The sequence below is a fragment of the Streptomyces sp. NPDC058279 genome (assembly GCF_042881255.1).
GTDB lineage: Bacteria > Actinomycetota > Actinomycetes > Streptomycetales > Streptomycetaceae > Streptomyces.
On sequence record NZ_JBHVYA010000006.1, the window covers coordinates 178191 to 192938 of the forward strand.

The 14748-nt window shown below is 73.6% G+C and carries 14 protein-coding genes; 4 read left to right on the plus strand and 10 right to left on the minus strand.

Going from position 1 to position 14748, the window contains the following annotated elements; translation table 11 throughout:
• Positions 1-92: 92 nt before the first annotated feature.
• From ACFVXJ_RS14495 to ACFVXJ_RS14505, 3 genes are read left to right on the plus strand one after another with little or no spacing between them, the layout of a single operon-like run.
• On the plus strand, positions 93-1712 hold the full coding sequence (locus ACFVXJ_RS14495) for an AMP-binding protein (protein WP_389662039.1): 1620 nt from the start codon (positions 93-95) through the stop codon (positions 1710-1712).
• A gap of 4 nt (positions 1713-1716) precedes the next feature.
• On the plus strand, positions 1717-2517 hold the full coding sequence (locus tag ACFVXJ_RS14500) for a PaaX family transcriptional regulator C-terminal domain-containing protein (RefSeq protein WP_389662040.1): 801 nt from the start codon (positions 1717-1719) through the stop codon (positions 2515-2517).
• 55 nt (positions 2518-2572) lie between these two features.
• Positions 2573-3415: a GNAT family N-acetyltransferase gene (locus ACFVXJ_RS14505; RefSeq protein WP_389662041.1), complete on the plus strand. Its 843-nt coding sequence runs from the start codon at positions 2573-2575 to the stop codon at positions 3413-3415.
• Positions 3416-3441: 26 nt separating this feature from the next.
• On the opposite strand, the gene ACFVXJ_RS14510 is transcribed toward ACFVXJ_RS14505, so the two are convergent.
• The 7 genes from ACFVXJ_RS14510 to ACFVXJ_RS14540 form a co-directional block, all read right to left on the minus strand.
• On the minus strand, positions 3442-5709 hold the full coding sequence (locus tag ACFVXJ_RS14510; RefSeq protein WP_389662042.1) for a bifunctional salicylyl-CoA 5-hydroxylase/oxidoreductase: 2268 nt from the start codon (positions 5707-5709) through the stop codon (positions 3442-3444).
• A gap of 4 nt (positions 5710-5713) precedes the next feature.
• Complete coding sequence (locus tag ACFVXJ_RS14515; RefSeq protein WP_389662043.1) at positions 5714-6541, minus strand: enoyl-CoA hydratase family protein; 828 nt, start codon at positions 6539-6541, stop codon at positions 5714-5716.
• A 176-nt stretch (positions 6542-6717) separates the two neighbouring features.
• Positions 6718-7740 (minus strand): ornithine carbamoyltransferase, encoded by a 1023-nt coding sequence (argF, locus tag ACFVXJ_RS14520; protein WP_389662044.1) that lies wholly within the window; start codon positions 7738-7740, stop codon positions 6718-6720.
• A 94-nt stretch (positions 7741-7834) separates the two neighbouring features.
• Positions 7835-9061 carry an arginine deiminase gene (locus ACFVXJ_RS14525; RefSeq protein WP_389662045.1) on the minus strand — a complete coding sequence of 409 codons (1227 nt, stop codon included), beginning with the start codon at positions 9059-9061 and terminating at the stop codon, positions 7835-7837.
• 65 nt (positions 9062-9126) lie between these two features.
• The gene (locus ACFVXJ_RS14530) at positions 9127-9630 is read right to left on the minus strand and encodes a hypothetical protein (protein ID WP_389662046.1); all 504 of its coding nucleotides are present in this window, start codon (positions 9628-9630) and stop codon (positions 9127-9129) included.
• Between the two features lie 185 nt (positions 9631-9815).
• Positions 9816-10694 (minus strand): homocysteine S-methyltransferase, encoded by an 879-nt coding sequence (gene mmuM / locus ACFVXJ_RS14535; RefSeq protein WP_389662047.1) that lies wholly within the window; start codon positions 10692-10694, stop codon positions 9816-9818.
• 15 nt (positions 10695-10709) lie between these two features.
• The gene (locus ACFVXJ_RS14540) at positions 10710-11633 is read right to left on the minus strand and encodes an LLM class F420-dependent oxidoreductase (protein ID WP_389662048.1); all 924 of its coding nucleotides are present in this window, start codon (positions 11631-11633) and stop codon (positions 10710-10712) included.
• Between the two features lie 201 nt (positions 11634-11834).
• Here ACFVXJ_RS14540 and ACFVXJ_RS14545 point away from each other — a divergent pair, with 201 nt between their 5' ends.
• Positions 11835-12218 (plus strand): hypothetical protein, encoded by a 384-nt coding sequence (locus tag ACFVXJ_RS14545; protein WP_389662049.1) that lies wholly within the window; start codon positions 11835-11837, stop codon positions 12216-12218.
• Between the two features lie 96 nt (positions 12219-12314).
• Here ACFVXJ_RS14545 and ACFVXJ_RS14550 read toward each other — a convergent pair whose 3' ends face one another.
• The 3 genes from ACFVXJ_RS14550 to ACFVXJ_RS14560 form a co-directional block, all read right to left on the minus strand.
• A complete protein-coding gene (locus tag ACFVXJ_RS14550) occupies positions 12315-12800 on the minus strand; it encodes a DUF6099 family protein (RefSeq protein ID WP_389662050.1) in 486 nt (161 codons plus the stop codon).
• Positions 12801-12923: 123 nt separating this feature from the next.
• Entirely contained in the window at positions 12924-13382 is a 459-nt protein-coding gene (locus ACFVXJ_RS14555) for a nucleotide pyrophosphohydrolase (protein WP_389662051.1), read from the minus strand.
• Positions 13379-14713 (minus strand): AAA family ATPase, encoded by a 1335-nt coding sequence (locus ACFVXJ_RS14560; RefSeq protein ID WP_389662052.1) that lies wholly within the window; start codon positions 14711-14713, stop codon positions 13379-13381. Before ACFVXJ_RS14560 ends, ACFVXJ_RS14555 begins: the two co-directional genes overlap by 4 nt.
• Positions 14714-14748 lie beyond the last annotated feature (35 nt).

Here is a 14748-nt window from a genome sequence, read left to right on the forward strand (position 1 = left end):
AACCCCGCATCTATCGCGTCCTGTTGACTGCCGTCACCGTCACGATACGCTCGTCACGCGACCCGCGACCGTCCCGAGGGGGCGAACCAGCCTTGGAGCTCAAGCCTTCCGCGCATGTCGACACGTTTACCCGCGACAGACTCCCGCCCGCCGGAGCCTGGCCGCGACTCCTGTTCGACCTGCCCGAGCTGGCCTATCCGGACCGGCTGAACTGCGGGGCCGAGCTGCTGGACACCACCATCGACCGGTTCGGGCCGCACCGTCCCGCCTTCCGGGGCGGCGGCGGGCAGGTGTGGTCGTACGGGGAGCTGCGCGAGCGCGTCGACCGGCTGGCCCACGTCCTCACCGCCGACCTGGGCGTGGTTCCCGGCAACCGGGTGCTGCTGCGCGGTCCGACCGGCCCGTGGTTGGCCGCCTGCTGGCTGGCGGTGATGAAGGCGGGGGCGGTGGCGGTGACCGTGCTGGCCCGCCAGCGCGCCCAGGAGCTGGCCACGGTGTGCGCGATGGCCGAGGTGCGGCACGCCCTGTGCCACGTCGACGCGCTGGACGACCTGGTCAAGGCGGAGGTGCCGGGGCTGCGGATCACCCCCTACGGCGGGGCGACCGCCGACGACCTGCTCCGTCTCGCCGAAGGGCACGCGCGACCGTTCGCCGCCGCCGCGACGTCCGCCGACGACGTCGCCCTGATCGCCTTCACCTCCGGCACCACCGGCCGCCCCAAGGGGTGCATGCACTTCCACCGCGATCTGCTGGCCGTGGCCGACACCTTCTCCCGGCACGTGCTGCGCCCCCGGCCCGACGATGTGTTCGCCGGCAGTCCGCCGCTCGGCTTCACCTTCGGCCTCGGCGGTCTGGTGGTCTTCCCGCTGCGGGCCGGCGCTTCCACGCTCCTGCTGGAGCAGGCGGCGCCCCGCCAACTGCTGCCGGCGCTCGTCGAGCACCGGGTGACCGTCCTGTTCACCGCGCCCACCGCCTACCGGGCGATGCTGGACACCCTGGGCCCGTTCGACGCGGGCGCCTACGACCTCTGCGCGTTGCGCCGCTGCGTCTCGGCGGGCGAGAACCTGCCCGCCGCGACCTGGCAGGCGTGGTACGAGCGCACGGGGCTGCGCATCATCAACGGCATCGGGGCGACCGAGCTGCTGCACATCTTCATCTCGGCGGCCGACGAGGACATCCGGCCGGGCACCACCGGCCGGGCCGTGCCGGGCTGGGAGGCCCGCGTCGTGGACGCGGTGGGGCTGCCCGTGGCGGACGGGGAGCCGGGGCTGCTCGCCGTCCGGGGGCCGGTGGGCTGCCGGTACCTGGCCGACCCGCGGCAGGCGGAGTACGTACGGGACGGCTGGAACCTGACCGGGGACACGTACGTGCGCGACGCGGACGGCTACTTCCGCTACGTCGCCCGCGCCGACGACATGATCATCTCCTCGGGTTACAACATTTCGGGGCCGGAGGTGGAGGAGACCCTGCTGCGCCACCCGGACGTGGCGGAGGCCGCGGTGATCGGCCGCCCCGACGAACGCCGCGGTCAGGTCGTCGTGGCGTACACCGTGCCGAGGGACGGGGCCACCCTGACGGAGGAGACGCTGCGGGCCTTCATGCGGGCCGAACTGGCCCCGCACAAGTGCCCGCGCTCCTTCGTCTTCGTCCCCGCGCTCCCCCGGACGCCCACGGGCAAACTTCAACGCTTCCGGCTGCGCGATCTAGAGTGAACCCGTGGCCGAGCAGCACACTCCGCGATCCCTGATCGTCACGTTCTACGGTGCCTACGGGCGGGCCTTCGACGGACCGGTCCCGGTGTCCGCGCTGATCCGCCTGCTGGGCGCGGCCGGCGTGGACCCGCCGTCGGTCCGCTCGTCGGTGTCCCGACTGAAGCGGCGCGGCTTCCTGCTGCCCGCGCGGGCGGCCGACGGATCGGCCGCGTACGAGCTGTCCGAGGAGGCCCGACAACTGCTGGCGGACGGCGACCGGCGGATCTACGGGTCCCCCCGGCTGTCACAGGAGTGGCTGGTCGCCGTCTTCTCCGTCCCCGAGCAGGAGCGGCACAAGCGGCACCTGTTGCGGTCCCGGCTGGCCCGGCTCGGATTCGGCGCGGTGGCCCCGGGCGTCTGGATCGCCCCCGCGCACCTGTACGAGGAGACCGGCCGCACCATGGAGCGGCTGCGTCTGACGCCGTACGTGGAGCTGTTCCGCGGCGCGCACCTCGGGTTCGCGCCGACGGCCGAGGCGGTGGCCCGTTGGTGGGACCTGACGGCGCTGGCCAAGCAGCACGAGGAGTTCCTCGACCAGCACGAGCCGGACCTGCGCGCCCTCCAGTCGGGCCCGGACCCGACCCCGGAGCGGGCGTACCGGCTGTACCTGCCCGCCCTGGACAGCTGGCGCCGGCTGCCCTACGCCGACCCGGGGCTGCCGCGCGAGTTGCTGCCCGCCGACTGGCCGGGCGACCGGGCGGCGGCCGTCTTCGCCGAACTGCACGGCCGCCTGCGGGACCTCGGGGCCGAGTTCGTACAGGGCTGAGGACCGTCCGAAAAGGGGGCGCGGGCGTGCCGGGCGGTGGACAGGATGGGGCTGCATGACCTGGACCTTCAGCTCCGATTTCGCCGCCTTCGTGGCCGCCGCGGGCCCGACCGTCGCCGCGCGGCCCGTGGAGAACACCTCCCTGCTGACCGTCATGGACGCGCTGGAGCGGCGCGGGCCGACGGCCTACGGGCCCGGCACCCCGTTCTTCGGCTGGTGGACCGGCGCCGACGGAAGGGTCTCCGGTGGCCTGCTGTGCACTCCGCCGCACCCGATGCTGCTGGGCGTGGTGCCGGCCGCCGCGGTGGAGGCGCTGGGCGCCGCGCTGACCGTCCGATCCCTGCCGGGCACGGTCGACGAGGTCAACGTCCGCCGCCCCGACGCGCCGCTGCTGGCCAGGACGTGGGGCACGTCGTCGCGGATCGCACAGGAGCACCGGCTGTACCGGCTGGCCGGCCTGCGTACCCCGAACCCCGGGCCCGAGGGGCGGCCCAGGGTGGCCACCGAGGCGGATCTGCCGCTGCTGACGGACTGGATCGACACGTTCAAGCGCGCGGCCGGAGAGCCCGGAACCGCCTCCGAGGCGGCCTTGCGCCACCGGATCTCGTACGGCGGGATGCTGCTCTGGGAGCACGCGGGGGTGCCCGTGTCCATGGCGGGCTTCTTCCGACCCATCGCCTCGGTCTCCCGCGTCGGCCCCGTCTACACCACGCCGGAGCGGCGCGGCCGGGGGTACGCCGCCGGGGTCACGCACGCCGTGAGCGAGGCGGCGTACGCGGCCGGCGCCACCGAGGTGCTCCTCTTCACGGACCTGTCCAACGCCACCAGCAACGGCGTCTACCGGCGCCTCGGCTACACCCCGGTCGAGGACCGCGTCGTGCTGGGGGCCGCCCCCTGACGCGGGCCCCGGCCGCAGGAGTGGCCCTACCCGCGTCCGGTCGGCGGTTTGCGGCTGCCCGCGCGGTAGGGGGCCGGCCAGGGCGCGGCCGGGCCGGTGTAGGACTGGTCGGCGGCGGCGTGCAGGGTCCAGTGGGGGTCGTAGAGGTGGGGGCGGCCCACCGCGCAGAGGTCGGCGCGGCCGGCCAGCAGCAGGGAGTTCACGTCGTCCCAGGAGGAGATCGCGCCGACGGCGATCACCGGGACGCCCAGGGCGTTGCGGATCCGGTCGGCGTACGGGGTCTGGTAGGACCGCCCGTATTCCGGGGCCTCCTCGGCCACCACCTGGCCCGTGGACACGTCGATCGCGTCCGCGCCGTGGGCGGCGAAGGCGGCGGCGACGCGTTCGGCGTCCTCGGGGGTGGTGCCGCCGGGGGCCCAGTCGGTGGCCGAGAGCCGGACGGTCATGGGACGGTCCTCGGGCCAGACCTCACGGACCGCGTCGAAGACCTCCAGCGGGAAGCGGAGCCGGTTCTCCAGAGGGCCGCCGTACGCGTCGGTGCGGTGGTTGGTGAGGGGGGAGAGGAACCCGGACAGCAGGTAGCCGTGCGCGCAGTGCAGTTCGAGCAGGTCGAAGCCGCTCTCGGCGGCCCGGCCGGCGGCCCCGGCGAAATCCGCGCGGATCGCGGCCAGGTCGGCGGCGGCCAAGGCGCGCGGGACGGCGGAGACACCGGGCCGGTACGGCAGCGCGGACGCGGCCACCACCGGCCAGTTCCCCTCCGGGAGGGGCTCGTCCATGCCCTCCCACATCACCTTCGTCGAGCCCTTGCGGCCCGAGTGGCCGAGCTGCACGCCGATCGCGGCTCCGGGCGCGGAGGTGTGGACGAAGTCCGTGATCCGCTTCCAGGCGGCCGCCTGCTCCGCCGTGTACAGACCCGCGCAGCCCGGGGTGATCCGGCCCTCGGCGCTGACGCAGACCATCTCGGTCATGACGAGGCCGGCGCCGCCGAGGGCCCGGGAGCCGAGGTGTACCAGGTGGAAGTCGCCCGGCACGCCGTCCCGCGCCGAGTACATGTCCATCGGTGAGACCACGACCCGGTTGCGCAGGGTCAGCCCGCGCAGGGTGAACGGGGTGAACATCGGTGGTGTGTTCGCCCGCGACGCGTCCTCCTCGGGGCAGCCGAAGTCCCGTTCCACGGCCCGCGTGAACCGTTCGTCGCGCAGTCGCAGGTTGTCGTGGGTCACCCGACGGCTGCGGGTGAGCAGGTTGAACGCGAACTGCCGGGCGGGCTGGTCGACGTAGCCCGCGATCTCCTCGAACCAGCGCATGCTGGCGGCCGCCGCGCGCTGGGTACTGGCGACGGCCGGCCGCCGCGCCGCCTCGTACGCGGCCAGCGCGGCCGGTACGTCCGGCTCGGTGCGGACGGCCTCGGCGAGCGCGAGGGCGTCCTCCACGGCCAGTTTGGTGCCGGACCCGATGGAGAAGTGCGCGGTGTGGGCCGCGTCGCCGAGCAGGGCCACGTTGCCGTGGGACCAACGCTCGTTGACGACCGTACGGAAGCGGGTCCAGGTCGACTTGTTGCCGCGCAGCGGGCGTCCCCGCAGGGCTTCGCCGAAGATCTTGGCGCAGCGGGCCGCCGATTCGTCCTCGTCGCACAGGTCGAGGCCGGCCGCCCGCCAGACCTCCTCCCGCATCTCGATGATCACCGTGGAGGAGTCGGCGGCGTACGGGTATCCGTGCAGCTGCATCACCCCGTGCTCGGTCTCGGCGATCTCGAAGCGGAACGAGTCGAAGGCGAAGTCGGCGGCGAGCCAGATGTAGCGGCAGCGGCCGGTCGTCTCCGTCGGCAGGAAGTGCGCGGCCCCGCTCTCCCGGGTCGCGCTGTGCACCCCGTCCGCCGCGACCACCAGGTCGTACGAGGCGGCGAGCGCGAGCGCGTCCGGCGCCTCGGTGTGGAAGCGGAGCGTCACCCCGAGGTCGGCGCAGCGCTCGTGCAGGATCTCCAGCAGCCGGCGCCGTCCGAGCGCGGCGAAGCCGTGGCCGCCGGAGGTCAGCATCCGGCCCCGGTGCACCACCGTGACGTCGTCCCAGCGGGTGAACTCCGCGCTCAGTGCGGCGTGGACGACGGCGTCGGCGCGCTCGATCCCGCCCAGCGTCTCGTCGGAGAGGACCACGCCGAAGCCGAAGGTGTCGTCGGGGGCGTTGCGTTCGCGGACCTCGACGGCGTGGCCCTGCCGGGCCAGCAGCGCGGCGCAGTACAGCCCGCCGGGCCCCCCGCCCACCACGGCCACCCGCAGCTTCCTTTCGAGGGGCACGGCGTTACCTGCCCTTCCACTGCGGCGGCCGCTTCCCGGTGAAGGCGGCGTGGAACTCGGCGTAGTCCGTTCCGTGCATCAGCAGCGCCTGCGTATTGGCGTCGAGCTCGACCGAGGCGGCCAGCGGCATGTCCAGCTCCGCGGTGAGCAGCGCCTTGGTCTGGGCGTAGGCGAGGGCGGGCCCGGCGGCCAGGTGCGCGGCCAGCTCGGCGGCCCGGGTGTGGGCCTTGCCCTCCTCGGTGACCTCGCTGAGCAGGCCGATCCGCTCGGCCTCGGGGGCGCGTACGGGCTCGCCGAGCATCAGCAGCCGGGTGGCATGCCCGAGGCCGACGACCCGGGGCAGCAGGTAGGCGGCGCCCATGTCACCGCCGGAGAGGCCGACGCGGGTGAAGAGGAAGGCGAAGCGGGCGGTGGGGTCGGCGATGCGGAAGTCGGCGGCGAGCGCGAGGACCGCGCCGGCGCCGGCGGCCACGCCGTGGACGGCGGCGACGACGGGGAAGGGGCATTCGCGGACGGCGCGGACCACCTGGCCGGTCATCCGGTTGAAGTCGAGGAGTTGGGCGGTGTCCATGGCCAAGGTGGCGCCGATGATCTCGTCCACGTCTCCGCCGGAGCAGAAGCCGCGTCCCTCGCCGCCCAGCACGAGGGCGCGCACGGAACGTTCGCGGGAGAGTTCGGCGAGCAGATCGCGGAGGTCGGCGTAGGCGCCGAAGGTGAGGGCGTTCAGCTTCTCGGGCCGGTCGAGGGTGACGGTGGCCACGCCGTCCTGCCGGGTCACCCGGAGGTGGCGCCACCGTTCGGTCGCTGGGGTGGAACCGATGAAGGGGCTCACGGACCCGACGGTATCACCGACTCGTGACTGCCGTCACAGAAACGCGATGGCTCGACGGCCGCACTCCGCGACGGCGCACTCCTCGTCGGCCGCCCGCCCCGCCGGAGAGGCCGCCCCGCCGGGGACACGAAGGGGCCGGCCCTGACGGACCGGCCCCGGGGACGCCTCGCGTATGCCTATGCGGGCAGGTCGGCGCCCGGCGCGGCGAGGGTCGCCACGAGGACGGCCTTGATGGTGTGCAGCCGGTTCTCGGCCTCGTCGAAGACGACCGAGTGCGCCGACTCGAACACCTCGTCCGTCACCTCCAGGGACTCCAGGCCGTGCCGGGCGTGGATGTCCCGGGCCACCTGGGTACCGAGGTCGTGGAAGGCCGGCAGGCAGTGCATGAACTTCACGTCCGGGTTGCCGGTCGCGCGCAGCACGTCCATGGTCACGGCGTACGGGGACAGCAGCCGGATCCGCTCGTCCCAGACTTCCTTGGGCTCGCCCATGGACACCCAGATGTCGGTGATGACGAAGTCGGCCCGGGCGACGCCCTCGGCGATGTCCTCGGTCAGGGTGATCCGGGCGCCGCTCCGCTCGGCCAGGGCGCGCGCCGCCGTCACCACCGACTCGGCCGGCCAGTACGCCTTCGGCGCGACGATCCGTACGTCCATGCCCAGCAGGGCGCCGGTCACCAGGTAGGAGTTGCCCATGTTGAACCGCGCGTCGCCGAGGTAGGCGAACGCGATCCGCTCCAGCGGACGGGCGCAGTGCTCGGTCATGGTGAGCAGGTCGGCCAGCATCTGGGTGGGGTGCCAGTCGTCGGTGAGGCCGTTGAAGACGGGCACGCCGGCGTACGCGGCCAGGTCCTCGACGGCGGCCTGGCTGTCGCCGCGGTACTCGATGCCGTCGAACATCCGGCCGAGGACGCGGGCGGTGTCGCGGACCGACTCCTTGTGACCCATCTGGGAACCGGAAGGGTCGAGGTAGGTGGTGTGGGCGCCCTGGTCGGCGGCGGCGACCTCGAAGGCGCAGCGGGTGCGCGTGGAGGTCTTCTCGAAGATCAGCGCGATGTTGCGACCGCGCAGGTACTGCTGCTCGGTGCCGTTCTTCTTGGCGGCCTTGAGGGCGGCGGCGAGCTCGATCAGACCGCGGAACTCGGCGGCGGTGAAGTCGAGCTCCTTGAGGAAACTGCGGCCGACGAGGTCGGTGGCCATGGGGACGCTCCAGGATGACGCTGACAGGGGATGTTGGAAGTCTATACGACTGCCCGTATTGATATACAGACCCCCCGTAGCCCTGGGCCTCGGGTCAGCCGGCGTCCCGCTCCACCGGGCAGCTCATGCAGCGCGGGCCGCCCCGGCCCCGGCCGAGTTCGCTGCCGGGGATCTCGATCACCTCGATGCCCTCCTTGCGCAGGTGGGTGTTGGTGGTGACGTTCCGCTCGTAGGCGACGACCACCCCCGGTTCGACCGCCAACACGTTGCAGCCGTCGTCCCACTGCTCGCGCTCCGCGGAGTGCACGTCCTGGGTGGCGGTGAGCACCCTGATGGCGCCGAGCCCGAGGGCCTCGGCGATCGCCCGGTGCATGTGCTCCGGCGGGTGGTCGGTCACCTTCAGCTCGCTCGCGCCGGCGCCGGGCTCGATCGTGTAGGAGCGGAGCATGCCCAGGCCCGCGTACTGAGTGAACGTATCTGCGTCCACCATCGTCATCACCGTGTCCAGGTGCATGAAGGCCCGGCGCTTGGGCATGTCCAGCGCCACGATGCTCGTCGCGGACCCGGCGGCGAACAGGCCGCGCGCCAGCATCTCCACCGCCTGCGGCGTCGTCCGCTCGCTCATCCCGATCAGCACCGCGCCGTTGCCGATGACCAGCAGGTCACCGCCCTCGATGGTGGACGGGTAGTCGGCCAGGCCCTGCGACCAGTAGTGGAAGGCCCCGGATGACGTGAACACCGGGTGGTGCTTGTAGATCGCCTCGAAGTGCACGGTCTCGCGCTGCCGGGCCGGCCAGCGCATGGCGTTGATGGAGACGCCGTCGTAGATCCAGGCGGAGGTGTCCCGGGTGAACAGGTGGTTGGGCAACGGCTGGAGCAGGAAATCGTCCAGCTCCAGGGCGTGGAAGCGGACGGAGACCGGCTCGGCGTGCCGCTCCAGGAACTCGCGCTTGGTCATGCCGCCGACCAGCGCCTCCGCCAGCCGGTCCGAGGTCAGGCCGTCGAAGATCTGACGCAGGTGGTCGGTGGCGAGCGGACCGTACTCCTTCTCGTGGAACACCCGGTCCAGGACGAGGTGTCTCGCCTCCGGGATCTCCAGGGCCTCGCGGAGCAGGTCACCGAAGAGGTGCACCTCGACGCCCCGGTCGCGCAGCACGTCCGCGAAGCCGTCGTGCTCCTGGCGGGCGCGGCGCACCCACAGCACGTCGTCGAAGAGGAGGGCGTCCTTATTGCTCGGAGTGAGCCGCTTCAGCTCCAGATCGGGCCGGTGGAGGATGACGCGGCGCAGCCGGCCGGTCTCGGAGTCGACATGGAATCCCATGCCGTACACGTTCCCAGACCGGACGGCCTTGACCCGGGGTCGGCCGGGCCTTGTCCGCGGAGTGCTCAGCGCAGGCCGAGAAGCGCCGTCGGGGTGCCGACGAGTTCCGGGGCGCTCAGCCCCAGCTTCGGGGTGATCACGTTGGGGATACCGAAGTTGCCGCCGTCCGGCATGGACAGCGGGGCGCCGACGATCGCACCGGGGGTACGGGCGAGCAGCCGCGTGTCCGGGGCGTCCAGCGAACCCTCGCCGTCCGTGGCGGGGCTGCCCGCCAGGTTGGGCACCGGGGAGGCGACGAGGGTGTGCCCGAGATCCGTGCCGATCGGGATCACCGGCAGGAGTGGGGTCGGGAGCAGGTCTCCGGTGTGGAAGCGCGGCGCTTCGGGTGCGCCGACCATCGGCACCGGCACCCCGGTGGCCACGCGCGGGGTGTCCACGCCCAGCGTGGTCTTCACGGCGTCCAGCGGGACACCCACCGGAACCGAGTCGGCCACGGCCGGGGTGGCCGCGCCGGCCGCGGCCATACAGGTCATGAGCGCCGCAATGCTTCCGCGCGCGGTCATCTTCATAGGTGACGTTCCGTCCTTCCAGGGTCGCGGACATTCCGCTGCCCTGGATGAACGATCCCGCCGGCCGGTTTCCCGGAGTTCTCGGCGAAAGTTCCCCCATACGACCTAATTACCGGCCGTGCGGGGGCGACACCTTTACGCCCCCGGCCGGGCGGCGACCCCGTCCCCCCGCACCCGTGCACACCTCAGGACAGCCGGGCGCCGAGGGCGGTGACGGCGGCGGGGTCGATGCGGCAGCAGCCGCCGAGGAGGCGGGCGCCCGTGGCGAGCCAGGCGGGGACGTCCCAGGGGGGCGGGGTGGGCGGGGCGTGCCACCGGCCGGTGGCCGCGTCCCAGACCGAGCCGTCGTTCGGGTAGGCCAGGAGCGGCTTACGGGTGACGGAGGCGGCCGCTTCGAGGGCGGGCCCCACGTCCTGCGGGTCGCAGCAGTTGACGCCGACCGCGATGACCTCGGGCGCTTGCGCCGCCAGCGCGAACGCCTCCGCGAGGGGCTGACCGGCCCGGGTGCGGCCGTCGGCCACGGTGTAGCTGAGCCAGGCGGGGACGCCCGACCCGGAGAGCACGCCGAGCAGGGCCTCGGCCTCGGTGGTGTCCGGGATGGTCTCCAGGGCCAGGACGTCGGGCCCCGCCTCCACCAGCGTCTCGATCCGGGGCCGGTGGAAGTCGGCCAGTTCCGCGACGGCGAGCCCGTACCGGCCGCGGTACTCGGAGCCGTCCGCGAGCACCGCCCCGTACGGGCCGACCGAGGCGGCCACCCAGACCTCGTGGTCCGCCGCCCGGGCCGCGCGGTCGGCCAGGGCGACGCCGCGGCGCAGCAGTACCTCGGCTTCCGGCGCCCGGTACCCGATCTGGTAGCTCGCGGTGATGAGCACCTCCGCGCCGGCCCGCGCGTACGCGGTGTGGGCGGCCTCCACCTGGTCGGGCCGCTCGGCGAGCACCCGGCCCGTCCAGAGCCCGCCGGACAGGTCGCAGCCCTGGGCGGCGAGCTGGTTGCTCAGGCCGCCGTCCAGGAGCACGGCCCTGCGGGCGAGTGCGGCGGCGAGCGGGCCGGGCGCGCGGGTCACGGCGGTCAGCCTCCCTCAGCCGATCTGGGACAGCACCTGGGAGGAGATCAGCTCCAGGTGGTCGAGGTCGTGGAGGTCGAGCAGTTGGAGGTAGACGCGGGAGGAGCCGATGGCACCGTAGGCGCCGATCTTCTCCACGACCTCGGCGGGGGAACCCGCCAGACCGTTGGCCTTGAGTTCGTCCACGTCGCGACCGATGGCGGCGGCCCGGCGGGCCACCTCGGCGTCGTCCTTGCCGACGCACACCACGAGGGCGTTGGAGTAGACGAGGTCCTCGGGCTCGCGGCCGGCTTCCCGGGCGGCCTCCCGGACCCGGCCGAACTGGCGCTCACTGTCCGCGATGGACGCGAACGGCATGTTGAACTCGTCCGCGTACCGGGCGGCCAGGCGCGGGGTGCGCTTCGCTCCGTGCCCGCCGATGAGCACGGGCACCTTGGCCTGGGCGGGCTTGGGCAGCGCCGGGGAGTTCTCCACCTGGTAGTGGACGCCCCGGTAGTCGAAGGTGTCGCCGGGCGGGGTGGCCCACAGACCGGTGACGATGGCGAGCTGCTCCTCCAGCCGGGCCATCCGGTCCGCCGGGAACGGGATGCCGTACGCCTTGTGCTCCTCCTCGAACCAGCCCGCGCCGAGACCGAGTTCCACGCGGCCGCCGGACATCTGGTCGACCTGCGCCACCTGGATGGCGAGCACGCCCGGCAGCCGGAACGTGCCGGCCGTCATCAGCGTGCCCAGCCGGATCCGCTTGGTCTCGCGGGCCAGACCGGCGAGGGTGATCCAGGCGTCGGTGGGGCCGGGCAGCCCGTCACCGGAGCCCATCCGGACGTAGTGGTCGGAGCGGAAGAACGCGTCGAAGCCGAGTTCCTCGGTGGCCCGGGCGACCTGCAGGAGGGTCTCGTAGCTCGCACCCTGCTGCGGCTCGGTGAAAATGCGAAGATCCATGCTCCCTATCCTGCCCCGCCGGCCCCTGCCGGGTGAATCCGCGTCAACCGGAACGCTCCCGGCGCGCCGCGCCAGTGACCGGCGTGGAGGGTGATCGTTGGCTCGGACGGAGCCGGACCGCCGGCCCGCGCGCCGGCGGCCCCCGTCCGGCGCGTCCACCGCCCCTTCCCCCGCGGATGGGCCAGGGCCGAGGAGGCCGCCATGTCCCACGAGGCCGTGCCGGAGACCCGCCGACAGAACACGCGCACCGGCCCGACCGGGCAGGCAGCGCACGACCAGGGACCGGCCGGGGACCCTCGGGAGTCGGCCGCAGCCGCTCCCGCCCCGGCGGGCGGCCCGCCCAGGGGACTGCTCCGGCAGATGGAGGAGCTGATGGCGGCGCTGAACGCCGACCTGTCCCGGCTCGACGCCGACCTCCAGTCCTCCACGGAGCGCAAGCCCACCGACGCCCCGCCGGCCCCGGTCGGCCTGGCACGGAGCGGCAGCTCACCTACGGGCGACGCGACTCCGAGCAGCACGGTTCCGGGCGGCACGGTACCGGGCGGCACGGTTCCGAGCGACGGGGCCGCGCACCGGTCGGCCTGACCGGCACCGTCGGCCTGGGTTCCCAGCGACCGGCGGAGCGGTGCCGGCGGCCCGCTCGCCACCCGTGGTGCGGACCGTACGGCCCGACCCGGCGGGTCACGGCACGCCGGAGGCGGAGCCGCGTTCGCGCACGGTGATACGGCGCAGGAGGGCCCGTACCCGGTCGCTCGACTCGTCAGCGGCGTCGATCGACTCTATGCACTGCCAGTACAGCGTCTCGTCATCGGTGCCACACGCCACCCCGACCAGCGCTATGCCGACCTCGCCGAGCAATGCCTGGAGTCCGAGCAACGCCTGCCGGACATCCGCCACGCCGGTCAGCTGCGCGGCTCTCGGCGGATAGTCGGGCACGCTGCCCTCGCCACGCACGGCCCCCGGGTCGAGCAGCCCACAGCCTCTGCCTCCCGCTTCACCCAGCCCGCGCGACTCCGCTCTCAACTCCGGCGGCCCCGCGACCGCCAGCCAACTCCCTATCCCCTGCGTCAACGCCTGGGCCTGCCAGGCTTCGCTCACGATGTCCCACGCAGCCCCGCTCTGTGCCAGCGCGTGCCGGCCGGCCGCGATAAGCCGTACCGCATCCATATGCCGTCCCCCGTCCGCACGACATGCCGCCATTCCCTCACTACCCAGAGTGAAGGCAACGAGCCAGTAAAGCCAGGGGTATTCGGAAATCTGTGGACACAAACATGGTTGTGGATGACGCCATCACTCCGAAGAGTGACGATTCGGGCCGGAACCACCCGTCGGGGGGAACCTGAGCTCGTTCCTCTCGATCTTCGCGGCCAGCGCGTCCAGCACATCCACCCCCAGAACCTCACAGAACTGCAGCAGGTACGCCAGGACATCGGCGACCTCATCGGCCACCCGGCCCGCGCTTTCGGGCCGTTCCATGACCTTCGCCGACTGTTCCGGAGTCAGCCACTGGAAGATCTCGACCAGTTCGGACGCCTCCACGCTCAGCGCCACAGCCAGGTTCTTCGGGGTGTGGTACTCGGCCCAGTCGCGGGCGGCCGCGAAGTCGGCCAGCCGCCGCTGGAGCCGGTAGAGCCGTTCGTCCGGCTTCCCACCACCGGTGTCGGGCACGTCTCGGGGATCGTGCGGGCCTCGGGAGTCGTACGGGTCTCGGGAGTCGTCGGAACCGCGCGGGTCGTGCGTGTCGCTCATGTACCCAGGTCTACCACCGAGACGCCCGGGAGGGCGCGGGCGGTTCCCGCCGTCTCCTCCCCGATCGCCGCGGCCAACCGGATGTGGCCGCGCGCGCACGACAGCAGCGCCAGGCGCAGCAGTTCGGCGCGCTGCCGCCCGTCGAGGCCTTGGTCGAACCCGTCCGCGAGCACGGTGAGGGCCTGCTGCGCGGAGAGCAGTTCGGCGGCCGGGTCGACGGCCAACACGCCCGGGCCGGTCAGCAGCACCAGCGCCAGCGCGAGGAAGCGCAGTTCGCCCGCCCCGAGGCGGCCCAGCTCCGTGGCCGGCGCGGCGGGTCCCCGGTCCAGCAGCGCCGTGACCAAGCCGTCCGGGTCCGACCGTACGTCCAGCCCGGCCACCGGTCCCGCACAGCCGGTACGGGCGGCTCCGGTGAGCAGCGCGTGGCGGGTACCGCACTCCTGGCGGGTCCGGCGCAGTACGTCGGCCAGGTTCGCGCAGTCGCCGCGCAGCCGCCCCGACCCCGGCCGGACGGCGCCCCGCATCCGCTCCGGGCGGGGGTCGCAGGGGAACACCGAGCGCAGCGCGACCACCACTTGCTCGGCGGCGGCCAGGACGCGTCGCTGCCCGGCCGTGGACCCGGCGACGCGCAGCGGCAGCAGGGCGGTGCCGAGTCGGTCGTCCGGGAGCGGGGCGCGGGTCACGCCGGCGGCTCCGCCGGTCAGCCAGGCGGCCTGGACGGTACGCCGGCCCGGGTCGCGCAGGGCGGTGGTGAGCAGGATCTGCCCGTCCTGGGTGAGCCGTTCGCCGACGAGGCGCAGCGTGGGCTCGGCCTGGACGGCGAGGTCCAGCCGGACCGGCCCGACGGGCCCGTCGACGGTGCAGCCGAGCCGGAAGCCGCGCCGGCGTTCCGCGTCGGGCACGGCCCGCTCGGGCACCCGGGCGCGGGGGTCGGGGAACGCCTCGACCAGGGTGGCGCCGGACGCGAGCCGGGACAGGGCCCCGTAGGCGTCCAGGACCTGGGACTTGCCGCTGCCGCTGGGGCCGGCGAACAGGGTGATCGGCCCCAGCGGGAAGGCGGCTGACCGGTGCGCGCCGAAGGCGGCGAGGCGTAACTCGGTGACGGCGGGACGCTGGTGGACCGGTCCCTCCGCGCCGGGCCCGGCGTCGGGAGCGGTGCCCTCGCCGCGGCCGGGGCCGGGGCCCGGCCCGAGATCCGGACCCACCTCCTGCCCTACATCCGGTCCGGCACCAAGTCCGGCGCAGAGTCCTGCGCCCGGTCCGGCATCACGTCCCGCGTCGAGTCCCGCGTACGGCCCGCCGGCGAGCCCGGCGTCCAAGGTGGCGTCCATGCGCCGGACAGTACGGGCCGCCGCGACCGGGGCGG